The sequence below is a fragment of the Acetoanaerobium sticklandii genome, assembly GCF_000196455.1.
GTDB classification, from domain to species: Bacteria; Bacillota; Clostridia; order Peptostreptococcales; family Filifactoraceae; genus Acetoanaerobium; species Acetoanaerobium sticklandii.
In genome coordinates, this window is record NC_014614.1 from 2,375,001 (window position 1) to 2,401,743 (window position 26,743).

The 26,743-nt window shown below is 33.1% G+C and carries 22 protein-coding genes and 1 pseudogene (1 of these 23 running past the window's edge); 3 read left to right on the forward strand and 20 right to left on the reverse strand.

What is annotated here, in order from left to right:
* The 11 genes from CLOST_RS11365 to CLOST_RS11415 all read right to left on the reverse strand — a co-directional run.
* Positions 1-596, reverse strand: the 5' portion of a protein-coding gene (locus CLOST_RS11365; protein WP_013362469.1) for a sensor histidine kinase. The gene continues 586 nt to the left of window position 1, outside the view; 596 of the gene's 1,182 nt are visible here — the first part of the coding sequence; it begins with the start codon at positions 594-596; the stop codon falls past the left edge of the window.
* Positions 589-1,284, reverse strand: a complete 696-nt coding sequence (locus tag CLOST_RS11370) for a response regulator transcription factor (protein WP_013362470.1) — start codon at positions 1,282-1,284, stop codon at positions 589-591. Before CLOST_RS11370 ends, CLOST_RS11365 begins: the two co-directional genes overlap by 8 nt.
* Positions 1,285-1,459: 175 nt before the next feature.
* Complete coding sequence (locus tag CLOST_RS11375; RefSeq protein WP_013362471.1) at positions 1,460-1,903, reverse strand: DUF4342 domain-containing protein; 444 nt, start codon at positions 1,901-1,903, stop codon at positions 1,460-1,462.
* Between the two features lie 121 nt (positions 1,904-2,024).
* Entirely contained in the window at positions 2,025-3,944 is a 1,920-nt protein-coding gene (locus CLOST_RS13645; RefSeq protein ID WP_013362472.1) for a sensor domain-containing diguanylate cyclase/phosphohydrolase, read from the reverse strand.
* A gap of 299 nt (positions 3,945-4,243) precedes the next feature.
* Positions 4,244-5,791, reverse strand: coding sequence for a degradosome RNA helicase CshA (cshA, locus tag CLOST_RS11385; RefSeq protein WP_013362473.1), 1,548 nt, complete (start codon positions 5,789-5,791; stop codon positions 4,244-4,246).
* Positions 5,792-5,895: 104 nt separating this feature from the next.
* Positions 5,896-6,093: a cold-shock protein CspD gene (gene cspD, locus CLOST_RS11390; RefSeq protein WP_013362474.1), complete on the reverse strand. Its 198-nt coding sequence runs from the start codon at positions 6,091-6,093 to the stop codon at positions 5,896-5,898.
* A gap of 152 nt (positions 6,094-6,245) precedes the next feature.
* Positions 6,246-7,895, reverse strand: coding sequence for an ABC transporter ATP-binding protein (locus tag CLOST_RS11395; protein WP_013362475.1), 1,650 nt, complete (start codon positions 7,893-7,895; stop codon positions 6,246-6,248).
* On the reverse strand, positions 7,879-8,781 hold the full coding sequence (locus CLOST_RS11400; RefSeq protein WP_013362476.1) for an ABC transporter permease: 903 nt from the start codon (positions 8,779-8,781) through the stop codon (positions 7,879-7,881). Before CLOST_RS11400 ends, CLOST_RS11395 begins: the two co-directional genes overlap by 17 nt.
* Before the next feature lie 9 nt (positions 8,782-8,790).
* Positions 8,791-9,777: an ABC transporter permease gene (locus CLOST_RS11405; RefSeq protein ID WP_013362477.1), complete on the reverse strand. Its 987-nt coding sequence runs from the start codon at positions 9,775-9,777 to the stop codon at positions 8,791-8,793.
* A gap of 11 nt (positions 9,778-9,788) precedes the next feature.
* Positions 9,789-11,375, reverse strand: a complete 1,587-nt coding sequence (locus tag CLOST_RS11410; protein WP_013362478.1) for an ABC transporter substrate-binding protein — start codon at positions 11,373-11,375, stop codon at positions 9,789-9,791.
* Between the two features lie 72 nt (positions 11,376-11,447).
* Positions 11,448-12,278 (reverse strand): class I SAM-dependent methyltransferase, encoded by an 831-nt coding sequence (locus CLOST_RS11415; RefSeq protein ID WP_013362479.1) that lies wholly within the window; start codon positions 12,276-12,278, stop codon positions 11,448-11,450.
* 495 nt (positions 12,279-12,773) lie between these two features.
* Here CLOST_RS11415 and CLOST_RS11420 point away from each other — a divergent pair, with 495 nt between their 5' ends.
* Entirely contained in the window at positions 12,774-13,295 is a 522-nt protein-coding gene (locus CLOST_RS11420; RefSeq protein ID WP_013362480.1) for an FmdE family protein, read from the forward strand.
* Positions 13,296-13,325: 30 nt separating this feature from the next.
* Here the strand turns inward: CLOST_RS11420 and CLOST_RS11425 are convergent, their stop codons facing one another.
* The 3 genes from CLOST_RS11425 to CLOST_RS11435 are packed head-to-tail and all read right to left on the reverse strand — an operon-like array spanning position 13,326 to position 15,213.
* Entirely contained in the window at positions 13,326-14,201 is an 876-nt protein-coding gene (locus CLOST_RS11425; RefSeq protein ID WP_013362481.1) for an Mrp/NBP35 family ATP-binding protein, read from the reverse strand.
* 48 nt (positions 14,202-14,249) lie between these two features.
* On the reverse strand, positions 14,250-14,702 hold the full coding sequence (locus CLOST_RS11430; RefSeq protein WP_013362482.1) for a DUF134 domain-containing protein: 453 nt from the start codon (positions 14,700-14,702) through the stop codon (positions 14,250-14,252).
* A gap of 31 nt (positions 14,703-14,733) precedes the next feature.
* Positions 14,734-15,213: a Fur family transcriptional regulator gene (locus CLOST_RS11435; RefSeq protein WP_013362483.1), complete on the reverse strand. Its 480-nt coding sequence runs from the start codon at positions 15,211-15,213 to the stop codon at positions 14,734-14,736.
* A 228-nt stretch (positions 15,214-15,441) separates the two neighbouring features.
* Here CLOST_RS11435 and CLOST_RS11440 point away from each other — a divergent pair.
* A pseudogene (locus CLOST_RS11440) lies at positions 15,442-15,627 on the forward strand (glutaredoxin family protein); the annotation flags it as partial.
* Between the two features lie 105 nt (positions 15,628-15,732).
* Here CLOST_RS11440 and CLOST_RS11445 read toward each other — a convergent pair.
* From CLOST_RS11445 to CLOST_RS13655, 6 genes are all read right to left on the reverse strand, one after another.
* Complete coding sequence (locus CLOST_RS11445; protein WP_013362485.1) at positions 15,733-18,054, reverse strand: hydratase; 2,322 nt, start codon at positions 18,052-18,054, stop codon at positions 15,733-15,735.
* 259 nt (positions 18,055-18,313) lie between these two features.
* Positions 18,314-18,952, reverse strand: a complete 639-nt coding sequence (locus tag CLOST_RS11450; protein WP_013362486.1) for an ABC transporter ATP-binding protein — start codon at positions 18,950-18,952, stop codon at positions 18,314-18,316.
* Positions 18,949-19,713 carry an ABC transporter permease gene (locus CLOST_RS11455; RefSeq protein ID WP_013362487.1) on the reverse strand — a complete coding sequence of 255 codons (765 nt, stop codon included), beginning with the start codon at positions 19,711-19,713 and terminating at the stop codon, positions 18,949-18,951. The genes CLOST_RS11450 and CLOST_RS11455 overlap by 4 nt, the downstream gene beginning before the upstream one ends.
* The gene (locus CLOST_RS11460) at positions 19,688-20,716 is read right to left on the reverse strand and encodes an ABC transporter substrate-binding protein (RefSeq protein WP_013362488.1); all 1,029 of its coding nucleotides are present in this window, start codon (positions 20,714-20,716) and stop codon (positions 19,688-19,690) included. The genes CLOST_RS11455 and CLOST_RS11460 overlap by 26 nt, the downstream gene beginning before the upstream one ends.
* Positions 20,717-20,820: 104 nt before the next feature.
* Positions 20,821-23,238: a diguanylate cyclase gene (locus CLOST_RS13650; protein ID WP_013362489.1), complete on the reverse strand. Its 2,418-nt coding sequence runs from the start codon at positions 23,236-23,238 to the stop codon at positions 20,821-20,823.
* 235 nt (positions 23,239-23,473) lie between these two features.
* The gene (locus tag CLOST_RS13655; RefSeq protein WP_013362490.1) at positions 23,474-24,514 is read right to left on the reverse strand and encodes a sensor domain-containing diguanylate cyclase; all 1,041 of its coding nucleotides are present in this window, start codon (positions 24,512-24,514) and stop codon (positions 23,474-23,476) included.
* 237 nt (positions 24,515-24,751) lie between these two features.
* Here CLOST_RS13655 and CLOST_RS11475 point away from each other — a divergent pair, with 237 nt between their 5' ends.
* A complete protein-coding gene (locus tag CLOST_RS11475; RefSeq protein WP_013362491.1) occupies positions 24,752-26,458 on the forward strand; it encodes a LuxR C-terminal-related transcriptional regulator in 1,707 nt (568 codons plus the stop codon).
* Positions 26,459-26,743 lie beyond the last annotated feature (285 nt).

Below are 26,743 nucleotides of genomic sequence, written 5' to 3' on the forward strand. Positions count from 1 at the left end.
CCCCATCTGTCGAGTAAGTCAGTATATCCCTTTATTACAGATATTGGCGTTCTTAGCTCATGAGATGCATCTGATACAAATTGATTCTGAAGCTCTACAGAATACTCTATTTTATCCATCATATTATTAAAGGTATGTGCCAAATCTTTTAGCTCATCTTTTGCGCCAGATATATCTAGTCTAGTTGATAAATCATCAATAGTAATATTTTTAACTGCGTAATTCATTTGATCTATAGGCTCAATCAATTTTTTTGATGACTTTCTCGCAAGCAGTAGAACTAATCCCGAACAGATAAGCCCTGATATAACTAGAGATTCCTTAATTAGATTTATATGACTTATAAATTGCTCTTCTGGCAAGGAAAGATATAAGCCTAGAATTACAACCCCAGCTTGTACTGAAAAAACTAAGGTAAATGTCCATAAATAGCTCAGCATAAGCTTTAAATGTATAGAAAATCTAAGTCTGTTTATAAAACCATCTCTTAAACTTATTAGTACTTTTGATAAAGTTGAAAAAATATATAGTATAACTTTTGAAGTCAAAATTATAACTTTATATATTCCCTTAAATATCGCTTTTATATTATTCATCTTTTATTTGATATCCAACTCCTCTAATAGTATGGATTAACTTGATTCCAAATTGGTCGTCAATTTTACTTCGTAGATATCGAATATATACATCCACTACATTTGTATCTCCCATATACTCGTATCCCCACACTTTGGCTAAAATCATTTCTCTTGTAATTACCAGATTTTTATTTTGCATCATATATTTTAAAAGCTCAAATTCTCTTTTAGTCAAATCAATATTTTTTTCTTTATAGGTTACAGTATATCTGTCGATGTCTAGATTAACCCCTTTAATTCTTAATATAGAATCATTTTGAGGTTTGCTAGCTTTGTAATTGTCCATTCTTTTAAATATAACTCTTATTCTTGCTAAAAGCTCTTCAATTGCAAATGGCTTTGTCATATAATCATCAGCCCCAATATCAAGGCCTAAAATTTTATCATTCATTTCATCCTTTGCAGTTAGCATGACTACAGGCATATCCGATTTTTGCCTGAGTCTTCGAAGTACTTCAACTCCATTCAAAGAAGGTAGCATTACATCTAAAATCAGCAAGTCAAAATAATCGCTGCACGCTTTGTCCAAGCCTTCTCTTCCATCGTGTGAAATCCCCACTTCATAACCCTCATGCTCTAGCTCTAGCTGCAAAAATCTCGCTATATTGTATTCGTCCTCAATGATTAGTATTTTCTTATCAGGCAACGATACCACCCCTAAAACCCATATTTTAACTTAATTATACTTTAATAACAGGCTTAATTGGGAAATTTTTATAAAAAAAGCCTCCAAATACATTTAACTGTATCGAAGACTTTTTGATACTATATTCTAGATTAAAAATTATTTAGTCTAAAATCTCTCTATTTATTATCAGTCCTTATTGGTTCTCATTGTTTGATGATTGATTTTGAACTGAGCTTTCTGGGTTTTTAGGAACTACTGACATATTGTTTTGTTCATTTGGTGACACTATATTGAACTTGTATCCAAGCACCAAGGCAATTAAAAGTGCCGCTGCAAATACATAATTTCCAACTAATGCAAGAATAATTACTAGATTGAGTGGTATGTTGAGTACAGTTTTAGAATCTTTGGTAACTAAAAATTTTGTTATATTTCCTTTATGAATAAGGTCTCTTACTTTATCCATAAAAGCTCTTCTTGAACCAAACTCAGTTTTCGGAGCTTTTCCTGATTCATCTAGATACGCAAGAGCCTCAACTACATCCCCATCAAAACGCTCTAGCGCTTCTTTTGCTTCTTTATAGCTAGCATTTGTTCTTTTCCTTACTAAATCAATTTGTTCTAAAGTTATTTTCATCTCATATTCTCCTTTAAAATTAATTCTTAAATCAAAATACATTACCGAAGCTTCTATGATATTAAGAATACACTTAAAGTCTTAGATGAATATTAGAGAAAGATTAAAATAAGATTAGAAATCATCGTCTAATCACCCTGTTTACAAATACATCCACCAAATATGAGTCAAGTTGAGTTCCTGCTGACTTCAAAAGCTCAGCAGTAGCTTCCTTTTCACTCATCGCTGTTCTGTATGACCTATGACTAGTCATCGCATCATATGCATCTGCTATGGCTATTATTCTAGCTTGAAGTGGTATTTCCATGCCTTTTAGACCTTTTGGATAGCCTTTTCCATCGATTCTCTCATGATGAGCTAAAACATAATTTGCCATTTCTGCCATATCATTTACCGAGCTCAAAATTCTATAGCCTATCTCAGGATGCTTTTTCATTTGGGTCATTTCTTCTTCTGTAAGCTTTCCTGGTTTATTCAATATGCTTTCCTCTATACCAATCTTACCTATATCATGAAGTAGCCCTACGGTTTTAAGTTCTTGAATATCCGCAGATGGAAGTCCCATTACCATACCCATCTTTACACATAACTCCGAAACTCTATGAGAGTGCTGTTCTTCTCTAGTATTTTTTTCATGCAGAGTTTTAATTATTGTGGATATAGTTCTACCTCTCATACTAGGCGATTCAAAAAGCTTCATTCTATTCATCTTGTCTTCCGCATTAGAATGAATCTCGTAAATATTTTGCTTCTTATTATATTTGGTAAAACTCCCAAAAGACATAGACAGCTTAAGGGATTCTATTTTTACTTTTTCTATATCTGATTTTATTTTTTCTATTATTTCATTTGCTAAAAACTCATCGGTTTTAGGAAGTAAAATAGAAAACTCATCTCCCCCAACTCTTACAATTTTAGAGTCTTCTGGACAGTTCTTCTTCAATATCCTAGCTATTCTTTTCAATAGCTTATCTCCTGTTTTAAGTCCAAATGCATCATTTACAAGCTTTAGACCATTCAAATCAGAAATTATTATAGTAAGTGGCAGATTGCTTTTTACATCAACCTGCTTAATGCATTTATCGTAAGAAATTCTGTCATACACTCCTGTGAGCTGATCATGATAAAGCATGTATTCTAGCTTTTCATATTGATATCTAAGCTCTGCTTCTGCTGCTTTTAGCTGATTGAGAGCTGCCTCTAGTTCTTGATTTGAAGCTTCTAGCTCTTCATTTATCTCCTGAAGCTCTATTTCTTTTTTTAGAAGCTCTCTTATATCTGTGTACATGCCGTAAGCACCTATTACAGCATCTTTATTTTTCACTAGGATTCCCCTAGCTTGAACATCTATAGGTTTTGAATCTTTCGTATACCTTACTACTGTTTGTTTAACATCTCCTGTTTCAAAGAGAACCTTTGTTATAGCTTTTGCTTCTTCACTTTTACCTTCTTTAGAAACTATTTCATCTAAGTCTTTGCCTTTACATTCATCTAGTGTGTATCCAAATATTCTTGTAAAGCTTAAATTTATATCTGCAATTCTGTGAAGAGAATCCAAATAAGCTATTGCATCAGGACTATTTTCAAACAGAACTTCATATCTGCGCTTATTGTCATCCATCTCAGCTTGGATTCTGCGATAATTACTCATATCTCTCGATATTGTTATAGCTCCAATGACCTTGCCTTCATCGTCTAATATTTTAGATGCTTTACCCCAGTCATAATAACCCTTTTCCTTTATATAAGATTCTCCCTCTATATCGCCACTTGGATACCTCTTAAAATTTTTATATAAACTTTCGCACTCTTCATTTGGCTCTAAAACTAAATCTATAAGAGTCGGTCTTCTTTCTTTATAGAATATATATGAATATTCATAATCCCCTTTACCTAGAATATCTTTTCTTTCCACGCCAAAAAGCTCTTCCATTGCTTTATTCCAAAGGATGACTTTTTTATCTAAATCTATTGCAAATATCGGTTCAGGAACAAAGTCCAAAGCTACCTCTAGCAATTTCATTCTCTGTTTTGAATACATGAATTATAGGCTCCTCATGGTTGTAGTTTTCGGGATTTATACTTTTCTTATCTATAATAATATATGTAAATTATTGCTAACTCAAGCAAAACTTGCATAAGATTGAGCAAATTAGCAATATTGCAAATATTCTAAGTAAATAAATAGCCCTATATATAAAAATAATAATTTCATTTGTAATAATCTACCTAGTTAATCTAAGTAATTCATTATTGTTTGCTTTTCATTGAATTTTTCCAATATAAAAGGCGTCCTCTTACCCTACGGATATCAGCACGCCTTGTCAGCCAGTTTACTATTTAAATTGTAGCTTTGTTACTGTGATTATGTGAAGTTTTTCTTTTTCTGTAGTTATCACTTTTTTCAGCTCTTTCAGTTTTACTTGAGCCTTGGCTTTTAGATGCTGGATATTTTTTTGAAGAGTTTGAATAACTCTTTCCTTTACCCTTGTATGATGAAGATCCCGATCCTGGTTTAGAATCCTTTGAATATCTTGAACCTGATGATTTCATAGGTTTTTTCTTCATACGCACTGGACTTTCGTCAGTAAGCGTAACCGGCGCATCACTTGACTGCTTTGTAACCATTTTTAAGGCAGCCGATACCAGTTTTACTGCATCGTATTCTTCTAGTAATTTTTGAGCTGCTTCTTCTAAATCATGAGTTTTAGCACTTTCTGCTATCCCTATTAGTTTTTGAGCTGCTTGACGGTATCTAGCGTCTTTTGCATCGCCTATACTAGGCACATGCTGCTTTAGCATCTTGCTTTTAGTAGTATCTTCTATAAGCTCTAGGTATTCTCTTTCTCTAGGTGTTACAAAAGTAAAAGATATACCTTTTTGTCCTGCTCTTCCCGTTCTTCCTATTCTATGAACATAGCTTTCTGGATCTTGAGGTAGGTCAAAGTTAAATACATGGCTTACTCCGCTTATATCTAGTCCTCTTGCCGCAACGTCTGTAGCAACTAGAATCTTAATACTTCCTCTTTTGAATCTTCTAAGAACTTTTTCTCTTCTTTCTTGCTTCATATCTCCATGAATACCTTCTACATCGTAGCCTCTTATGCTAAGAGCTTCTGATAATTCATCTACTCTACGCTTTGTACGACCAAATATAATAGATAGCTCAGGACAGTGAATATCCATAAGTCTGCAAAGCGCATCGAATTTATCTCTTTCCTTTAAATCCAAATATCTCTGCTCTATTGTATCAACAGTCATAGTTTTATTTTTTACTGCTACAGTTTGTGGGCTTTTCATGAATTTTTGAGAAACTGATTGAATTCTTTTAGGCATAGTAGCTGAAAATAGAAGAGTTTGTCTTTCTGAAGGTACTTCTTGAAGTATGGTTTCTATGTCTTCAATAAAACCCATGCTAAGCATTTCATCTGCTTCATCTAAAATTACTGTTTGTATATTTGCTAGATTTATAGTGTTTCTTCTCATATGATCCATAAATCTACCTGGAGTAGCAACTACTATTTGAGGATTCTTTTTTAGTCCTCTGATTTGTTTGCCTATATCTTCTCCACCATAGATTGCAATAGCTTCTACGTTTTTGTATTTTGCCAGTCTGTTTATCTCTTGTGATACCTGAAGAGCAAGTTCTCTTGTCGGTGCAAGTATAAGCGCCTGAACTGCTTTATTGCCTTTTTCTATTTTGCTAAGTAGAGGTATTCCAAATGCAGCTGTCTTTCCAGTACCAGTCTGTGCTTGTCCTATTAAGTCTATCCCCTGCATAGCAAGTGGAATGATTTGCTCTTGAATTGGAGTTGGACTGTCAAAACCCATATCAAGTACTGCTTTTAATAATTCTTCTTGTAATCCTAATTCATTAAATAATGCCAATAATATCTATCTCCTTTTGTGTAACTAAATACTTACATAAAAAAAGGCATATTCCTCTTTACTGCGCGGAATACGCCTTGATTATCTACAGATTAACTATAGGACTATCCTCTTACAACGTTAGATGCTTGAGGTCCTCTGTTTCCTTGAGTTATTTCGAACTCTACAGTTTGTCCTTCTTCTAATGTCTTAAATCCGTCTCCTTGAATAGCTGAGAAATGTACGAATACATCGTCTCCATCTTCTCTCTCGATGAATCCAAAACCTTTTTCTGCGTTAAACCATTTTACTTTACCTACCATTTTACGGCCTCCTAAAAAAATATTTAAAGATGGAACTTACTTAAAACACTTTACGTCCTAACCTTTTCAATAACATTTGATACTGATGATACTGAGGCCGAAAAATTGTTTTAGTTTCCAATTTCTTTACTTCTCTACTTTATCACAGATATTTACAAAAAGCAAATAGTTTTCTCATTTACTTGTCCCGCATCCACTTCATATATCCTATTTGAAATTTTTCTAGCTAGCTGTAAGTCATGCGTCACATAGATCATAGAGAATCCATTTTTGTTTTGCAGTTCTTTCATAAGCCTTAAAACATTTGCTTTTGTAGACGGGTCTAGCATCGAGCTAATTTCATCAGCAATTAATATTTTAGGTTTCATTACCATGGCTCTAGCTATTGCTACTCTTTGTCTTTGTCCACCACTCAGACTCCCAGTTCTAGTTTTTAAAAAGCAATCCTCATCAGATAGTCCAACATCCACAAGAGCCTTTTTTACATAAATATATGACTCATCCTTACTGCAGAGCTTATTTATAATCAGTGGCTCACTTACAGCCTTTTCTATAGTGAAATCTCCATTTATAGATGAATATGGGTCTTGAAATACCATCTGCATACCATGAAAGCTCCTATGCATATTTAAAGTATTTAGAATTTCATCAAAAACCTCAATCTCACCTTTATCTTTTTCTAGAATACCACATAACATACTTACTAAAGTAGTTTTTCCTGAACCAGAGGGTCCAACTATGCTTACAATTTCTCCAGCTCTAAGCTCTATATTTGCATTTACACAAGCATTTATTTTTTTCTTTCCCATATTATAGGTTTTGTTTAGCTCCTTTGCTTTTAGAACTTTCACTATTCCTCCTCTATTGCAGGCTACTAGCCTAGCTGATGAAATAGATAAAAGCTTGGGCTTTTCAAACTTGCATTTTGTGCTTCTTTGAGTACATCTTGAGTAAAAGCTACAGCCAGGCACATCGTGAAGTCCTATCTCACCAGGGATTCCCCACAAATCCTGATATGGGTTAACTTCAAGTGAAGCTGAAATTAATCCTCTGGTATATGGGTGCTCAGGATAAGAAAAAATCTCTTTTGTAATTCCACTTTCGACAAGTTCTCCTTGATATAATAAAGCGCACCTATCACAAAGCTGAGCTATAACCTCCATATCATGGGATATAACTATAAGTGCAATTTCATTTTCTTCTTTCAATAGTCTAAGCAAATTAACAATTTCAATCCTAGAATCTATATCAAGAGAAGAGGTAGGTTCATCTACTAATAGAATTTTGGGGTTTAATGAAATAGCAACTGCAATTAGAACCTTCTGCCTCATGCCTCCAGAAAGCTGATGAGGATATGCCTTCATAAAGTCATTAGATAATCCAACTTTTTCAAATAAACTCTCAACTTTTCCTTTTATAGTAACAGAGTCATAGTCAAAATGTCTCTTGATTCCTTCTGTAATCTGCTCCTCTATTGTCATAAGAGGATTAAGAGCTTCTAAAGAATTTTGTGGACAAAATCCAACTTGTATCCCCCTATACTCCGATAGTTTTACATCATTATATTTCATTATCGAGTCACTTTGATACTCTATTTCGCCATGAGTCGTAGCTTGACTATCAATTAGCCTCATCAGTGACATTGCAACTGTAGTTTTTCCGCTTCCAGACTCTCCTACTATTCCAATAGAGTCTTTTTCATATACATCCAAACAGAAATCCTTTAGGGCTGTATAGTCAAAGCTGTCCTTGTATGTAACATTTAAATTTTTTATACTAAGAAGCTTATTTGCTTTTCCCATAACTGTTCTTCCCTTCTAACTCTCTGCCAAAAAATGCTATGCTAACCATAGTAAGTGTCATAAATACTACTGGCGACACTATCCACCATTTCCAAAACTCAGTAAAGTATATCCCTTTAAAAGCCATAGCATGATTTAGTATAACGCCCCAGCTTCTAGTTGTAGGGTCACTTAAACCAATAAAAGCCAGTCCTGCTTCTGCAGTTATTGCACTTCCCATGACCTTCATAAAATTTATAGCCAAAACAGGAGCTATTTTGCTAATAATATGATTTCTAAATATGTAGCAAAATCCTCCTCCATATGTTTTTGCCATAATTATATAGCCTTCATGCATCAAAGCTAATACCAATGAGCGCACTATCCTAGCAACTGATGCCCATGAAAAAATGCTAAGTACTAGAATTATATTGTAAATACTCGGTCCCATAAAAGCTGCAATTACGATAGTCAGTGGCAATCTAGGTATCACAAGCATAGCATCAGCAACTCTCATTATAGCTCCATCTACCCTGCCCTGATAATATCCTGCAAGCCCTCCAGCTACAGAGCCAATAATAACTGAAATAAAAGCAACAGATAATCCAACCCCCATACTTATTCTCTCTCCATATAAAATCTGAGACAGCAAATCTATCCCTAAATCATCCGTCCCTAGCAAATTAACTTTATTTGGCTCAAGCAAAGTCTGAAATTCTGGAATTTTATGGCTATGTGGTATTAAATGCTCTCCAAATATAGCTATCCCAAGAAGAGCTATTAACCAAAATAATGAAAGCTTACCTAATACGCTAAGTTTATTTAATCTATGATTAGCTTTTCTAAACAAGCTTTTGATATTATTAATCACCATTGAATTTGATTTTGAGTATTTTAAAACGCTCATAACTTCCCCTTATCTTAAGCTTTCTCTTATCCTAGGGTCAATTTGCTTATATACCCTGTCAGCAAAATAATTCATAGCAAGAACTATAACTGTCATAAATAAAAATATACCTTGAATAAGTGTATAGTCTCTCATAGCTATAGCTGATCTCATCATAGTTCCAAGTCCTGGATATTTAAATACATTTTCAACAAGTACAGCTCCACCCATCATAGTTCCCATATTCATAAAAAAATGAGTAACCATAGGCAAAAGCGCATTTTTAAGGCCATGTACAAATAACACTCTATGATTTTTAAGGCCCTTAGCCTTAGCTGTTTTTATATAGGCTTTATCCATAACTTTAATTAAACTAGCCCTGCTAAGCAGATAGTAATGACCCATCATTGCGATCGCAAGTGAAGTAACAGGAAGTACAGCGTGTCTTATTTTATCGTATAGATTAAAAGTAAGGCTACCTCCTTCACTAAAATGAGTCATCCCTCCAGATAGCGGAAACCATTTTAAATTTGCTGCAAATATAAATAGTAGCAAAAGCCCTATCAGAAATGAAGGGATTTCTGATAAGGCAACAAATAAAAAGTTAAGCAATTTGTCTAAGCTAGAGCCTTTATAATATGCACTAATACATCCAAAAGCTATTCCAAATAAAGCAGACAAAAAAGAAGCACTTATTACTATAAAAAATGTCCATCCTAACCTATCTACTATTATTTTAGCTACCTTTTCCTTATAAAAAATACTGTAGCCAAGGTCTCCTTTTAGTAGATTTTTAATATAGCTTCCTGCTTGAGCTATCATAGGCTTGTCTAGTCCATAATAAGCCTTATATTTTTCTATATCCTCCTGAGCAAAAACCGAGTTCACTTGTCCTTCATCAGATGACAAGAAAGTAAAAGGGTCCCCAGGCATTAGTCTTGGAATCAGAAAATTGATCGATAGTATAAAGCATAGCGCTATTAAATATTGCTGTAATTTATAGCTTTTTTTCTTCATTATAAAAGTCACTACCTCTCAAGGTACGATAATTTACTATGTTCTAAACTATGGTGATCAAACATGTTCATCCAACCATCATACTTGGTTTTATTATATATTGTATATCCAGAAGTATAATAAATCGGTAGCATAGGAAGATCTTCTCCTATCATTTTTTGAAGCTCAAACACCATCTCTTTTCTCTTTTGCTCATCTAACTCTTTACTTTGCATATCAGCCAAAGCTTTAATATCTTCATTTTCATATCCTGGAATAACATTTGTCGCTACTGAACCAGAGCCTCCTTTAGCTGATGAGAAAAATGAAGTTTTTAGCATATTGGCATCTGCTCCCCAGCCACCATGACCTATAATAGCGACTTGGAAATCTCCATTTTTTACAGCTGCATCTCTAGTTTTTGTATCTGCCGGTTTTATGTCTATTTTAATTCCTGCTTTTTCTAAGCTGATTTTCATAAGCTCTGCAAGTTTGATTTCATTACTTGAATTTCCAATAAGTAGTTCAAAACCAAGAGTATTTTCTCCTAATAATTCTTTTGATTTTTCTATATCAAAGTCATATTTTGGCACATCGCTGTTATACCAGATGTGGTCAGGGGGAAGATAGCCACTGCTTCCTGGTTTAGCAGCTCCTCTTTCCACTTTATCAATAAGTTCATTTACATCAATTGCATGAGCAACAGCTTTTCTAACATCAGCTTGCTTAAGTGCTGGAATTTTTTCTATATTAAACACCATTTTGTATCCCCAAAAAGCTGGATTTTCAACTACTGTAAAATTCTCATCAGCTTTATATCTATCAAGTAAGTCTGTTCCTACTGATACCATATCAATTTCTTGATTTTCAAAAGCTAAAATAGAGTCGCTAACTGGTGCAAACTGAACTTTCATAACTCTTTGCTTTGGTCCGTAGTAATCTTCAAAAGCTGTGAATTCATATGTAGCTTGCTCCATATTGTAATTTGTTAGCTTATAAGGTCCACACCCTATGGTAGCTTCTGGTGCTGTAAATGTATTAGGGTCGGTTACATTTCCCCAAATATGTTTTGGAATAATTTTCACCTTACCAATAGTGTCAAGTGCAACTGCACTTTTTTGTTCTAGTACAAAGGTCACCGCGTTGTCATCTTCTAGCTTTATCTCTTTTATAAACTCTTTGCCATTCATCATTACTCCATTAGATACTGGTGGATATTTTGCAAAATATTCAAAGCTGAATTTAATATCATCTACGGTTACATCCTCACCGTCATGCCATTTCATACCTTCATTCATGAAAAATTTATACTCTAATCCATCCTCAGATACCTCATATGATTTCGCCATCCATGGAATAAGTCCATTTTCATCTCTTTCTAAAAGAGAATCAAAAATCATTTGCATTTTGTATATTCCTGGCCCTCTTGAGTAATGAGTAAATGGACTAGGATATCCCCAGTCTTCAGTTGCAAGTTTAATTACTTCAACCACACCTTGTTCTTCCTTCGCTTCCTCAGTTGTTTTTTCAGTTGAATCAATTGCTTGTGAACATCCGCTTAGCACTAGTATACAAGATAATGCTATAGCTCCCACGAATTTCATTGCTTTGAATTTCATAAAACAATACCTCCAATCATATGTAAACTTTCATTAGCAATTTTATATAGGCCTATATAATCTTTGTTTTTTTTATAAAACCTTCCATATAAGTGCAGCAGATTTTGACTTCATATTTTCTTCTACTATATTATTATCTTCTTTACTCCTGATAAACTTTTCTATTTGCTCTATCTCTTCTTTACTTATATCTTTAGCACTTGATTTTGCTTTTTGAGTATACATATCTATCAAATCTCTTGTTTCATATGTATGTACATGCTCTCTTTCGTAATATTCAATCTCAGGATGCATTCCCATATTCCAAAGAATATTAAAAGCATAGTAGATTTTATTTTGCTTTTCTTCGTCTTTGTCTTTTTTTAGTATTTTTTCTCTTATCTCATCCCAAATACTATCTTGCCTATAAACAAATCCACTAAGATAACAATAGCTTCTAGATGCATCAATCATCTTAATAAGAGATTCATAGCTACTAACAGCCGGCGTCATAGATGCAAATACCAAATCATACTGTTTAGTAAACCTGTCTGTATCTGTGTCAAGTTCTTCCCAACTCGATTGAAATGCTGATATGTTTTTTAATCCTTCTTTTTGTGCATTTTCTTTTAGATATTTGACCATTTCCTCGGAGATATCTAAAGCAGTCACCTCACTTACAAGCTTTGCGAATGGTATAGCATAATTGCCTGGTCCTGCTCCTATATCAAGTACTTTGCTATCTTTAGTTATAATTCCTTTTCCAAAAAAAGCTTCTGCAAGCTGAGATTTTCTCTGATTTTTTTCATACACTCCTTTATTATAGCTGTGAGCTTTTGTATCCCAAAAAACTCTAGTTTCTTCTATATTCATTTTCCTTTCTTCTCTCCAATTTTTTATAAAAGTCTCATTAAAATTATTCATCTAATCACTCCTAAGCTATTTTATAAATTATCTTCTAATTTAATATAAGCACAAATATATATTTGCCTAATTATAATATGTTGCGAGTATTTTTATCGTACAAAAAAACCACGAATTTATTCCCTGTCTTTCTAGACAGTTAATAACCTTCGTGGCTACATTTAAATCATACTCTTATGTTATTTAATTGTCAATAAGTATTGTATAAATAATCACAACTCTTAAGGCATTAATTATTCTATATCCAAGTGAAATTGCATTGCTAAACCATTGACTAAATTGCTAAAATAAATTAAGATATATCTATGGTGTATGAAGCACCTTTTCCAAAAGTCTGAAGGCTTCCTTCAGACTTTTTCTTTTACCATTTTACACCAAATAAGTCTAATATTTTAATCTGTCAATTAAATTTTCAGATTATATTAATGCATTATTATTCATTGTTTTTTAACATTATTTACTATTTATGCATTTCTATTGAGGGGGATATTAAGTATGGAACAATTATGGAAAGATACTGCTAAATTTCACGGCCATCAGTGCCAAGGTTTAGCAATTGGATTTAAAGCAGCACTTGCAGCTAGAGAATATTTTGAAATCAGTAGCACTGATGACGAAGATTTAGTTTGTATTTCAGAAAACGATGCCTGTGGAATCGATGCTATTCAGTACTTACTAAAATGTACAGTCGGTAAGGGAAATCTCCTTATAAAAATGAGAGGAAAATCTGCCTACAACTTCTTTGATCGCACTAAAAATCGTTCGATTAGATTAGTTTTAAAAGATATGAACAAAGATATGACAAGAGAAGAAAAGCAGAACTATCTTCTTAACCATGATAGTAAAGAATTATTTGATTACACTGAAGTTAGACATCAAATACCTGAAAGAGCTAGAATATTTAATAATGTAACATGTAGTAATTGCGGTGAAAAATTAGCAGAGCATTTTGCTCGAATCCAAGATAATAAACCAGTATGTATAGATTGCTTTACTGAATACAAAAGATTTGATTAAAAAAAGCCGGGAAATTATTCCCAGCTTTTTTTATAAAAGAGGATTAAGACTTTCTTTTTTTTCGCTAACCGGAGTAGTTTTTTTAGAATTGACAAATTCTATCACTTTATCTGAAACGCTATCCATACAAGAATGGATTTCTGTTTCGTACATCACATGAGATGACATATTTGCAACCTTTGAAGACATTGGAAGCTCTCCTAGTAACTTTATGTCTAGTCTTTTTAGATATGATTCAATATCATTTTTTTCAAATAATTCTATTTTTGTAGTGCAATCTGGGCAAAGTACATAGCTCATATTTTGAACTAGCCCTAAGATAGGCACATTCATTTTTTTAGCCATATTTATAGATTTTGCAACTATCATAGATACCATATCGTGAGGTGTAGACACTACCACAGCTCCAGTAAGAGGGATAGACTGCATAACAGTAAGTGATACATCTCCAGTTCCTGGAGGCATATCTATAAGTAAATAGTCTAATTCTCCCCAGTAAACATCAGTCCAAAACTGCTTTACAGTTCCAGAAATTATAGGCCCTCTCCATAGCACTGGGCTTTCTTCATCGTCCACTAAATAATTAAGTGACATGGTTGCTATATTTTCAGAGGACATAACAGGCATCGCCCCATATTCTGTAGATAATGCCTGACCATCCTTTATCCCAAATAGTCTAGGAATACTAGGTCCTGTTACATCTGCATCGAGTACCCCTACTTTGTAACCTAACTTAGTAAGTTTTTTTGCAAGTAGTGCAGTTACTGTAGATTTACCAACTCCACCTTTTCCACTCATAACAGCAATTACATTTTTTACTTGATTGTGAACATTGTTTTCTACCATACATGAAGCTGAATCTTGAGTACAGCCAGAAGCTGACGGACAAGTATTGCATGATGACATTTATACCACCTAAACCTTTCATATATATATATTGTTTTTTATAGCCTTCTACTTTTGAATCTTAATATCTCCTCTGCACCATTTTCTACAGCCTTCTATTTTTTTAGTACAAAGCACCTCAGTAGTCCCACACACTGGACATACTTCTTTATCCTCTAATTTAGTTATTTTATAACTTTTTTTACATTTATCGCAGTAAAACTCACACCTTGCAGAAATATAATTTCCGCCTCCTATTTTAATCGCTTTGCCTTCGGTTAGGCTCATAGCCACTTTTTTTCTAGCACTGTCTATTATATTTTGAAATGTTTGTCTAGATACATTCATTCTTTTTGCACATTCTTCTTGATTTAATCCTTCAATATCTTTTAGCCTCATAGCTTCTAGCTCTTCCATCATTATATCTATCTGCTCTAGCTTGCACGAGGGTACTCCCATCGGCACAAAATAAGTAGAATCAGGAAAAAACTCCACTCTTCTATATATCTTTGGTCTTGGCAAAATAATCTACTCCTTACGTAAATAAAACAATTTATTCTTTTAATTTCTTGCAATCACTGCAAATACCTTTAAAAGTAAACACAGAATCATAGATTAATAAATCCCCTTCTTCTATTAATCTATTTAGTTTAAGATATTCATAGTATAGCTTATTATCTTCAATATCCATTATTTTTCCACAATTCGTACATTTGAAATGAATATGTATAGGCTTTCCACCAAATATCTTCATCTCATAATAAGCCTTTCCTTCTACATTTATTTCAGTAATTATCCCTAAATTTTTGAAAGAATCTAAATTTCTATATAAAGTAGCTATTCCAATATTATTAACCTTCAACTTTTCATGGAGCTCATTGATAGTCATATGCTCTTTCGAAGAAAGCAAGGCTTCTAATATGAGCTGTTTTTGTATAGTAAATTTCAAGTTTTCTCTCTCTATTATACTCTTAATCTTCTGTAATTCATTACTCCAAGCAGAACCTGTTTTATTATTTCTATCATCTTCCATGGATATACCTCCATTTCGTTATTGGCATTTGCTAATTACATTTTATGATTTATATTAACTACTGTCAAATAATTTTTAAAATTTATTTATTATTAACATTTTCTATATTGACTATTATTTCTCGAAATGTTATTATATTAATATATTCAAATATTACGTTTTATATAGGAGGCATGTTATATGAAAAATGTTAAAGTATTTACTAGCCAAACTTGACCACACTGTCCTGCTGTTAAGAATTATCTAACAGAGAAAAACGTACCTTTCGAAGAGAAAGATATCAATGCAGACATGGAAGCTAGAAAAGAATTAATTCAAAGAAGAATCATGTCAGTTCCTACAATCATCATCGATGACACAGAGGTTATTGTTGGTTTTGACAAAGAAAAAATCGACTCAATCTTAGGACTATAATATCGAAAAAGCATCTGCAAATTGCAGATGCTTTCTTTTTGTAAATACAATATAATCTCTATTATCTACTTCGAATTTATATTACTATAAGGATTTACATCCCTATTATTTTTGGTAGCTGTTTATCAGCGAGCCAGCTAAAAGTATTTCTTTTTCAGGCTTAGTAAGGTCATTTAGCTCAAGTAACACTTTTTCTTTTTTATCCTTTCCTATGCAAAGAGCTTCAAATTTTGATTCTCCTGATATAAGAGCCTCTTTTATACCCTCTATCAAGATAATATCTCCTACTTCAAAATTTACAGCTTCTCCTTTTGCTAAAGTAAACGGAAGCATCCCCCAGTTTATAAGATTGCTTCTATAACGCTTTGTCGCATATTCTACTGATATATTCGCAAGTCCTCCTAGCACTCTTTGGCAAGATGCCGCTTGCTCTCTAGCTGAACCATCTCCAGGCTTCAAAGCAAAAATGCAGCTTCCAAAATTTGTTTTGCTCAGAAAATCTGCTCTCTCATCCTCATTTATACCCTTTGCATCCATAACCTTATCCACTATAGCTTTAAGCTCTTCACGAAGATTCATATATCCAGCTTCAAGTTCTAAATCAAAGTTCTTAGAAGCTTTAGCTCTATCTACATATCCAGGGTCTTTTCTGGATAAAGTAAACTCGGCAAGCTTTAAAGGATTCGATCTATATGAAGAGGTTTCTCCAGATGGAATAAGCTCATCAGTCGTAGTAACGCTGTCTAAAATTACACTATCAATTTTTAGCATGATATTTTCACTTAGGCTCTTCATCTTAGGCCAATCTTTGATATTAGGTCCAAATCGAAGGTCTTCATTTTTGTTAGGCTTGGAAAATCCGAAGTACACTCTATTATTATAAATCGCATCATCAAATTCATAGTTTGGAATGTAATCGTCAAAATCAATATCAGTAGCAGGAGTCAGATAGCCCTTGTTTGCAGATGTAGCTGCAATTGATAGGGCATCCATAAGTGCCACACTTGAAATCTGTCCATCAGACGGTTTAGATCCTTCTCTGCTAGGAAAATTTCTAGTAGTATGTCTAATGCTTAATGTTTTGTTGCCCGGAACATCAGAAGCTCCAAAGCATGGTCCACAAAAAGCAGTTTTTATATTTGCCCCAGCTTGCATAAGAGTAGGAATTACACCATTTTTAATCAAACTCATATAAATAGGCTGGCTAGCAGGATAGACGCTTATATTATAGTAATCATCTCCCACGAAGCTTCCTTTTATAATATTAGCGGCATTTACTATATTTTCGTAGCTTCCGCCTGCACACCCTGCAATTATTCCTTGGTCAACTTTAATTTTTCCATCTACTATTTTATCCACTAGATTAAGCTTTAAAGCCGAGTCTTCTAGTTGAAGATTTGCTTCTTTTTCAGCTATGCTAAGCACATCATATGGATTTGTTATTAAATCCTCCATACTGTATACATTACTAGGGTGAAAAGGCAATGCTATCATAGGCTTTATTTTGCTTAAATCTATTTTTATTATACTGTCATAATAAGCAATTGATTTAGGCTCCATTTTTTTATATGCATCAGGTCTTTTATGAATTTCATAATACTCCTTAACCTTATCATCAGTCATCCAAATCGATGAAAGACAAGTGGTTTCAGTAGTCATTACATCTATACCACTTCTAAAGTCTACAGATAAATCGAAAATTCCAGGGCCTATAAATTCAAGCACTTTGTTTTTGACAATACCCTTTGAAAATACTTCCTTAATAAGCGAAAGAGCTACGTCTTGAGGTCCTACACCCTTTTTCGGTTTGTTCTCAAGATAAATACCTACTACCTTTGGATAGGCTATATCATAAGTTTTGCCAAGAATCTGCTTCACAAGCTCTGGCCCACCTTCACCTATAGCTAGTGTCCCAAGAGCTCCATATCTAGTATGGCTGTCAGAACCTAAAATCATACTGCCAGATTTTGCCATCATCTCTCTCATATATTGATGGATTACTGCCTGGTGTGCAGGTACATAGATTCCTCCATATTTTTTTGCCGCTGAGAGTCCAAAAATATGGTCATCTTCGTTTATTGTTCCTCCTACTGCACATAAGCTGTTGTGACAATTTGTAAGTACATATGGGATTGGAAATTGTTCTAAGGCACTTGCTCTAGCCGTTTGAATTATTCCCACATAGGTTATATCATGAGAGGCCAAAGCATCAAATTTAAGTCTTAAGCCTTTCACGTTATCGCTAACGTTATGAGCCTCAAGAATTGAATATGTCATAGTATTTTTTATCATTTCATCTTTGCTTACTATATCTTCACCTTGAGCAGTCAAGAAATTACTTACTCTATCAGATGAGAAATCCTCTGCCATGCAAACAATCTCTCTACCTTTATAAATATATCCACCATCAGCAAAAACTTTTACCATATATTAGACCCTCCCAATCTCAATTTAGAACATATTATACGGTAAATGCAGTTTTGAATCAATATAATTTCGTTTTTATATATTTAATATAATTTTTATAACTAATAACGAGCGTTTTTTGACTTTCAGAAAATGCATTCTTGCAATTTTAAAATCTTTTTATTCATTTTATTGGTTTGCGTTGCAACATTATATTATTCGGTCTGATTATTAATTATAAATTTCTAATTATTTTTCTAATTATTTTTCTTATTATTTTCTATTTGTTCTTATGGATTTCAATTTTTTCGATTATTTTAAGAGGTGGTCCATCCACAATATAGATGTAATCAGAAAAACTAAGAGCTTCTTGCATATCGTGAGTAACAAAGACTATATATGAGTTTTCTTTTATATCCGATTCTAGCAAGTAATTTATAAGCTCAGTTTTCAATTTAAAATCTAACCCTTTAAATGGCTCATCTAAAATAAATACCTCTCCCCTATAAGAAAGCGCTCTTGCAAAGCTCACTCTTCTTTGCATTCCTCCAGATAGCTCACTTGGATAAGCATTAATAAATTTCCCTAAGCCAACTATATTTAGATATTTTTCTGCAATTTGTTTTGCTTCTTCATCGCAGTACCTGTCCCTTAGCACAAACAATACATTTTCTAAAGCTGTAGCCCAAGGAAGTAGCCTGTCTTCTTGAAACACATATGAGAATTTTTTATTATCAAGGTTGAGTTTCTCGCCTAACTCAATCTTATTTATACCAGTAAGAGCATTTAAAAGAGTTGTTTTTCCACAGCCTGAAGCTCCAAATATGCAGTGAACTTTACCTTTTTCAAGAGAGATAGAAAAATTCTCTAGTACTTTTAGATTCCCGTAGCTTATATTGATGTTATTAAGAGCTATCATAATCTTTCACTTCCCATTTTTTTCTTCATAAGGCTTACAAAGAAAACCTCAAAGACATAGCTAAGACCTATCACAGTGATAGTCCAAGCAAATAACCCTGGTATATCAAGGTATGCCTTTGCTGCATATAGATTCCCTCCTATGGAATGTCTCGGATTGCTTAGCACTTCTGCCGCAACAGTCACCTTCCACCCTAGACCGAGAGCCTGCACGGAGCTAGATACAAAATAAGGTTTTAATGAAAGAAGATATATTTTCTTTATGATTTGTTTTTTGCTTACATCATATATATGTGCCATTTCAAGCAGTTTTTTATCTACATTCCTTATCCCTGCAACAGTATTTGTCCACACTAGAGGAAAACACATCAGAAAACAAATGAATATAGGTGAGTTTGTAGATGAAAACCAAATCAATGCAAGTATTATAAAAGACATAACAGGCGTAGATTTAATAGCAACCATAGCTGGATTCAATATTTCATAGACCAAATCATTCATTCCAGAGATTATTCCAACAGCTATCCCTAAGATTATCGACAAGATAACTCCTAGACCTACTCTATACACTGAATACATTATGGACATCCAAAATGCCTTTTCAGCTCCAAGCTCCGTTAATCTTGAAAACACTTGAAAAGGGGCAGGGAGATATAAATCCCTACCCACTATGATATAGCCTATCTGCCACACCATTATCCAAAATCCTATAATTAATATAGTTTTTATATAGCTTTTAGTTTTGATAGTAGAATCCATCATCAGCTAATTTTCCCCCAATGGACTTAGGTTCAAAATCGAACAGTATCTGGTAGTAAGAAGTAAGAGAATCCTTTGCATCCATTCCTTCAATATATACTATATTAGAATAAGGAATAGCTTTTAGAGCAACTGCTGCATTTGGCAGGATTTTATGCTTTTCCATCAAGGTTGCTGCTTTTTCTGACTCGTTATTTACAAAATCTACAGAAGCTTTGTATTCATCCATAAACTGTTGAACTAACTCTTTATGCTCATTTGCAAATCCTTTTTGAACTATAATGCAACCCATAGGAAGATCCGAGTCTGTTCCTGATGCTGCTTTATATTCAGCAGTAATATCAAGGGCTATTCTCAAATCAGGATTTTTCATCATAGCCGTAGTAACATGAGGCTGAGGAAGCATACCTAGCTTCACATCTCCAGATGCCATTGCCGCAGCTAAATCAGCATGCTGAAGTGTAAAATCTACCATCACATCTTTATCTTGCTCCATAGCATTTTGTTTTAATATGTACTGCATTACGAAATCAGGAGTAGCTCCCTTTCCACTTGCCGCCATAGTCTTTCCTTTAAGGTCAGCTATAGAATTTACTTCTTGTCCATTTTCAAGTACATATACAACACCAAGAGTGTTTACTGCAAGAAGCTGTACTTCTCTTTGAGTTTTATTATATAAAGTAAGCGCTAAATTCGTAGGAACAGCTGCAATATCTATTTCTTTGCTTATAACTTTTCCCACTATATCATCAGGGCTTTCTAGTAAACTGATATCGTAATCAATCGCAGATTCTCCTAGCTCATCATTTTCCATCAGCTGTACCATTCCCATACCAGTAGGTCCTTTTAGAGCTGCTATTTTCATAGTTTCTTTTTGAACCTCGACTTGCTCAGGCTCTGGCTCCGGTGTAGCCTCAGGTACTGGCTGGCTTTGACTGCATCCAGCTAAAGAAACTACTAAAAATAATGAGGCTACAATTGAAATTAATTTTTTCTTGCTTTTCATTACATCCCCTCCAATACATATTTTATTTCTATAATACACCTTTTTTTCAAAAAAAGAACCCTAACTGACCAACTCGAGCCAGAAAGGGCAAAATATTTTTAGGGTTATACTTTTTCTAGATATGGAAAATACAGTCTATCTTGTCTATAAAGATGATCTGCTATTACTTCAAATATAATAAAGTTAAGCACCTCTATAATTTCAACTTCATCTTTTTGAAACTTATCAATAAAAAGCTTAGCATTGTTCATTAAATTCATATGAGATACTGCGTGATAATTCACTTCAGGATAACCTATTTCTCTTAAAACTTCTTCCTCATAATCAAAATGCTCCTTCAAATCATCTATAATCTTCATAAGAGATTCAAGTTGCTCTTCTTTAGTTTTGATAGAAAGTATCGTTTCAAATATTTCATTAGAGTCATCAAACAACTCCTTATGCTGAGCATCTATTCCTTCATGTCCTGATTCAAACTTCGATGACCATACCACCTTTAAAAAATCTGATGAATCTAGTACTTTTAATTCCTCAGCACGCGGCATCACCTTATTTCTTCCTGAATTTTTTGCTTCATAAAGAGCTTCATCTGCTTTTTGAACTAAATTTTCAGGTGCAACAAGGCTATGCTTATCAAAAGTAGCCACGCCTATACTAACTGTAACTACATCAGAAATTTTCGAATCCTTGTGCTCCATCTTCATAGCCTCAACATTTGCTCTTAAAGTTTCAGCCACCTTTATAGCTCCTATCTCATCGGTATCGGGAAGCAGAACTACAAACTCCTCTCCTCCATATCTTGCAGCTATATCTGTGGCTCTTTTTATAGTTGTCTTTAGAACTTTCGCTACTGTTTTTAAACACTCATCGCCTTGCAGGTGTCCATAGGCGTCGTTGTATAGCTTGAAAAAATCTACATCAAGCATAATAATCGATAATTTCTCACCAGTACGCTTCATTCTAAAATATTCAAGCATAATCTGTTCATCTAGATATCTTCTATTTGCTAGTCCTGTCATACCATCTGTAAGTGAGTTTCTTTCAGCTACTTCCTTTTCTTTTTTAAGTTGCTGGGCTAACTCTGTAGCTGCAAATTCAGCTTTTTTCTTTTCTGTTATATCAACTATACTCGTTCTGAATCCCTTAAACTCTTTTTTATCACTAATTACATGTCTCCAATTTATCAATATCCACTTGCAGCTTCCATCCTTACTTTTTATTCTAGCTTCAGATGTCCCGTTTTTTTGCATCTCAAGAGTAGTTTTAAATTTCTGGTCTAAAATCTCCTGGCTATCATCTGAAATTAATAGATTCCTGATTAAATCATCCTTTTCAAAACTCTCTTCTAAAGTAAATCCTGTAATTTCTTCTACCAAATCATTGGTCCAAACTAGTACTCCTTTTTCATCAAACCAAGCTTCCCAAGAAGCGGAGCTCATGGCAATAGTTTCAAACTTATTTTTACTTTCTTGAAGTATTTCCTCTATTTCCTTAAGCTCTGTCACATCTCTTGCAATACTGATAATAAAAACTTCATCCTCTATAGTAATAGTAGAAACAGACATGCTTCCTATAAATTTAGTTTTATTTTTTCTTACAAATCTGTTTTCATAATGACTTAATTTTTTATTTATTTTTAAATCATTTGCAAATTTTGCTCTCGTCTCACTATTTTCCCATATATTTAGTTCCAGAGTAGTTTTACCAACTACTTCATCAGTCTCGTATCCTAAAGTATCTAGAAAAACTTTATTTGCAAGTATTATCTCTCCGTCAGACAGTTTTGATACTAATATTAAATCAGGACTTGTTTCAATTATAGTTAAAAACTTAAGTCTTTCTTTTTCTGCCTTCAAACGCTCTTTTTCTTCTCTCTCTACAAGATTTTTATTAATAAGAAGTATTAGGCCCAAAGTTCCTAAAGTGCAAACTAAAAGCACCATAATATAGCTAAATATCAATATTATGTCGTAGATTTCGGGATGAGTTGGTAAAATAAAAATCACAATCGCAGCTCTAGTAATCCAGTAAATAGCATTAAGTGAAAAAGTTGCTATCATAAAATTCATATTATCTTTGTTGTCATCCGACTTGGATAAATAAAGTCTTCTGACTATTAAAACAGAGAAAACTAACAACACTATAGATGTGGTTAACATGCGCAATACTGTAATCTCTGAGAATACAGAAAAGTATATCAATACTATAATTCCTGTGGCTAGAATTGTTTTTAATTTATTTACTTTTATATTTTTATTTAAATACGATTCAATTGCTATAAAAAAAGCTCCTTGACCAAAAATCGTAAGTGCATTTGATACTATAAGAGCTCCTCTATTTAAAGAAGGAAACGTCCTTAAATATATAGTCAACAAACCTACAACTCTAAGTCCCATCCCTAGAACCCACCACATTATAAACTGCTCTTTTTTATGCATTTTAACATGAAAAATAAGTGCTATAAATTGAAATACTATAGCAATAGTTATCCCTATTGTTGCACTGTATACATCAAAATTCAATATTCTACCCCCTTAAACTTATTCTTCCTCTATTTATAATTTAAAATAGTTTTTAACCATCTTTAATACTCAATTAATTAACTTTATAATTCATTCTACCATAATTTATCGGAATAAAACTGACTTTAATATATGTTTATAAATCACAAATCATATGCTCTATTTCAAAATTAAAATTCTTAATTTACTCTATAACATCTTTTATAAAAAAATAAAGAGGTGTAATATTACCTCTTTACAAATTTGCTGCAACAACCTGGTTTCTTCCATAATCCTTTGCAAGATATAAAGCTTCGTCAGCCTGCTGTATTAGCATATTGCATGGCAACTTTGTATCTCTATTAAACGTTGCTACCCCTACGCTTACAGTTACATAGCTAGAAACATCCGAAAGCTCATGTATTATTTTTAGATTCTCAATATTTTTCTTCATGCTAGTTGCCATCATATGAGCCTCTTCTTTGCCTGTGTTTGGAAGCAACACTACAAATTCCTCTCCTCCATATCTAGCAACCAAATCCGTAGCTCTTTTAACACTGTTATTAAGTTCATTCGCAACAATTTTTAAGCATTCATCACCCTGCATATGACCATAGGTATCGTTATATAGTTTAAAGTAATCTACATCTATCATTATGATGGATAGCTCCATCCAAGTTCTTTTCATCCTTGCAAATTCATAGAAAATCCTATCCTCTAAATACCTTCTATTGGCTAGTCCTGTAAGTCCATCCGTCAAAGAATTCTTCTCCGCTATTTCTTTTTCAAGCTTCAACTGTTCTGCTAATTCTTTATATTTTCTTTCGCTTTCCAAAAGCTTTTTCTCTGTTTCTCTTACCTTTGTGACATCTCTAATAATAGAGATTATATATTCCTCTCCATCAATACTCATTTTGTTGGCTGAAATACATCCAAGAAATTTACTACCATCCTTAGCATATAAATAGTCTTCATATTTTTCTATGTTTTCACTATTTTTTATGGCATTTAGAAAATTTTCTCTTGAACATTGGTCTTTCCATATTTTTATAGATACAGTAGTCTCATCTAAAAGCTCTTCCATAGAATACTGCATTTTTTGCATAAAATTATTATTCGCTATAACAATTTTCCCGTCACTTAGATTAGTAACAACAACAGAATCTGGACTAGTTTCTATTATAGTCATAAATTTTAACTTTTCTTTTTTAAATTTATTTATGAAATAGTTTAGAATAAAAGTTAAAAATATTCCTACTACAAATCCTCCTATAAGAAAACTAAATAAATCTATCATAACTAACCTCCAGAAATATTTGGATATTATTAAACACGGAATTCGTTTCAATAAAATAAGTAAAATTTTTTTATCTTTGATTATAATTCTATCATATTAGGACTATTAATAATAGATATTATGGTAAAATAGTCTTATTGATTTTTAGTTTTATTTTCTTAGTTATCGAGAATAATTGAAAGCATTATTGTTTAACTATATAATTTATATATAATAGTTTTGAAAGGACCAAATAGCATGAATCTTAATCTAATTACTAAAGGATATATGTCAGTTAGAGAAGTATCGAGTAAATGGAACATTTCACCAAGACGCATACAAAAGCTCTGTAGCGAAGGAAGAATTTCTGGAGCATATAGATTAGGAAATTCATGGCTGATTCCTGAAAGTGCCACTCAGCCTACTGATCCTAGAAAAAAAACTACATCAAAAATAAATAACTCGTTGTCAAATATATCAGAGCACCAAGTTATTCCAAGAGATAAGCTTATACAATATATCCAGTCAAAGAAATATACCGAAATACTTTCTTTAGATTTTACCCCTTGGATTTTTGAAGAAATTGATTCTGTTTCATTTTTAGAAATAGCTCTTGACATATATAAGGAAATCAAATATAACCTTGATAATATTAAACCCATTTCTGCTTTAAGACTGGCATTAGCTCTTCTTACAGGTAAAAATTACAAAGAGTTTGATGACCTTATTAATGAAATTAGCCATAAACTAAATATCCAAGAAAAAACTAAAGATATTGACTATTTAAAAGCCGATTTGCATCTGCTATTAGCGTGGAGAGAACTTCCTTATCTTCCAAAAATGATTGAACATGTAAAAATAGCTACCTCCTTGCTAGGCAGCTCTCATTCAAGATTAATTACTCCTGAATTTCCTTGGGGGTTCGGTGTACATACTCAATTATCGCTTTTTCATTATATCCCTGGCAATCTAAGCGAAGAACTTGAAAATCTCTCTTATTTTCTAAAACTCTATACACCATTAACTCAAGGTCATGGTACTGGAGCAGATGTTTTAATGCAAGCTGAAATAGCTCATATGCAAGGAAATTTTCAAGCTTCAGAAATGCTATCTTATCAAGCAAGCTTTCTAGCACAAAGTAAAAATCAAACAATAATTCAATTAGGCTCTGCATTTCTACTTGCAGAAATATCCATTTTTAAATCTAATCCCTCGACTTGGGAGCAAGCTATAAACTTTATGGAGCAAGCAATAATCAATCACCCAAAGAATAATTTTTTACATATCGAGGTTGAGCTTTTACGTTCATGTCTTTTAAATGAACTCAATCTTCCAGATAGGCTTCCTGACTGGATAAAAACTGGAACTCTATCAAAGAAACTGCCATCTCATCTTTATCAAGGATTTTGTTTTATTCATGCTAACTACTTAATGCACAAACAAGAATATGCTAAATTGGTTGGATGTACAAAAGCTTTCTTAGAGCTTTTATCTCCTACTGATTTCTATATCCGCACTCTATTTACATTGCTATGTGCTATAGGTCATCTAGGAATAGGTAATATAGAAAAATCAGAAGAACTACTTGTAGAAACATCCCAGCTCATAATTCAAGATGACTTTTTATTTCTTCTTTCTGTATATAGTTGGGGGTTAAATAATATTCCTGAAAGACTCATCCGTGACCGCTACCCTATCCATCTAGCTAAATACTTAGAAATTAAAAATCAATTTTTGGAAGGTTATAACTCATTGCGTCAAGAATATGGAGAAACATTCCCTTCAGATTTAACAGCTCGAGAAAAAGAAGTAGCAATTCTTGCAAGCAAAGGATTACGTAACACAGAAATCTCAGAAAAGCTTATGATAAGCGAAAATACAGTAAAATATCATCTTAGAAGCATATTTCAGAAACTTGATGTTGATAGAAGAAACAAACTAGCCGAAAAATTAAATGTATTATAGACCGTACTTTAGTGGCTAAAAACTATATTTATTAACACAAAACACTTCTAGACCTTACTAAAAATCACTTTACCAAGTTGTAGAGTGTTTTTTTGTGAATAATAACAAGTTCCAAGATTTAGTATAATCTTTTATTTCGAAACTTTGTGGAGCTCATATTAAACTCTTATCAAAATAAAATTATTCGTATAGACGTACAGAAACCGTTTTTAACTAGCTTGATATATTTAGTAACTCTTGAAAATTCAGTAATTTATTTAATAGATAGTTCTATCTTTTCGGGTG

Bases quoted from the DNA above. Each gene is read 5' to 3' on its own strand.
- CLOST_RS11375 (WP_013362471.1), bottom strand. From the start codon at position 1,903: ATGAAAATAACTTTAGAACAAATTGATTTAGTAAGGAAAAGAACAAAT.
- CLOST_RS13645 (WP_013362472.1), bottom strand. From the start codon at position 3,944: ATGTATTCAAAACAGAGAATGAAATTGCTAGAGGTAGCTTTGGACTTT.
- cspD (WP_013362474.1), bottom strand. From the start codon at position 6,093: ATGGTAGGTAAAGTAAAATGGTTTAACGCAGAAAAAGGTTTTGGATTC.
- CLOST_RS11395 (WP_013362475.1), bottom strand. From the start codon at position 7,895: ATGGGAAAAGCAAATAAGCTTCTTAGTATAAAAAATTTAAATGTTACA.
- CLOST_RS11400 (WP_013362476.1), bottom strand. From the start codon at position 8,781: ATGAGCGTTTTAAAATACTCAAAATCAAATTCAATGGTGATTAATAAT.
- CLOST_RS11405 (WP_013362477.1), bottom strand. From the start codon at position 9,777: ATGAAGAAAAAAAGCTATAAATTACAGCAATATTTAATAGCGCTATGC.
- CLOST_RS11410 (WP_013362478.1), bottom strand. From the start codon at position 11,375: ATGAAATTCAAAGCAATGAAATTCGTGGGAGCTATAGCATTATCTTGT.
- CLOST_RS11415 (WP_013362479.1), bottom strand. From the start codon at position 12,278: ATGAATAATTTTAATGAGACTTTTATAAAAAATTGGAGAGAAGAAAGG.
- CLOST_RS11420 (WP_013362480.1), top strand. From the start codon at position 12,774: ATGGAACAATTATGGAAAGATACTGCTAAATTTCACGGCCATCAGTGC.
- CLOST_RS11425 (WP_013362481.1), bottom strand. From the start codon at position 14,201: ATGTCATCATGCAATACTTGTCCGTCAGCTTCTGGCTGTACTCAAGAT.
- CLOST_RS11435 (WP_013362483.1), bottom strand. From the start codon at position 15,213: ATGGAAGATGATAGAAATAATAAAACAGGTTCTGCTTGGAGTAATGAA.
- CLOST_RS11445 (WP_013362485.1), bottom strand. From the start codon at position 18,054: ATGGTAAAAGTTTTTGCTGATGGTGGATATATTTATAAAGGTAGAGAG.
- CLOST_RS11450 (WP_013362486.1), bottom strand. From the start codon at position 18,952: ATGATAGCTCTTAATAACATCAATATAAGCTACGGGAATCTAAAAGTA.
- CLOST_RS11455 (WP_013362487.1), bottom strand. From the start codon at position 19,713: ATGATGGATTCTACTATCAAAACTAAAAGCTATATAAAAACTATATTA.
- CLOST_RS11460 (WP_013362488.1), bottom strand. From the start codon at position 20,716: ATGAAAAGCAAGAAAAAATTAATTTCAATTGTAGCCTCATTATTTTTA.
- CLOST_RS13655 (WP_013362490.1), bottom strand. From the start codon at position 24,514: ATGATAGATTTATTTAGTTTTCTTATAGGAGGATTTGTAGTAGGAATA.
- CLOST_RS11475 (WP_013362491.1), top strand. From the start codon at position 24,752: ATGAATCTTAATCTAATTACTAAAGGATATATGTCAGTTAGAGAAGTA.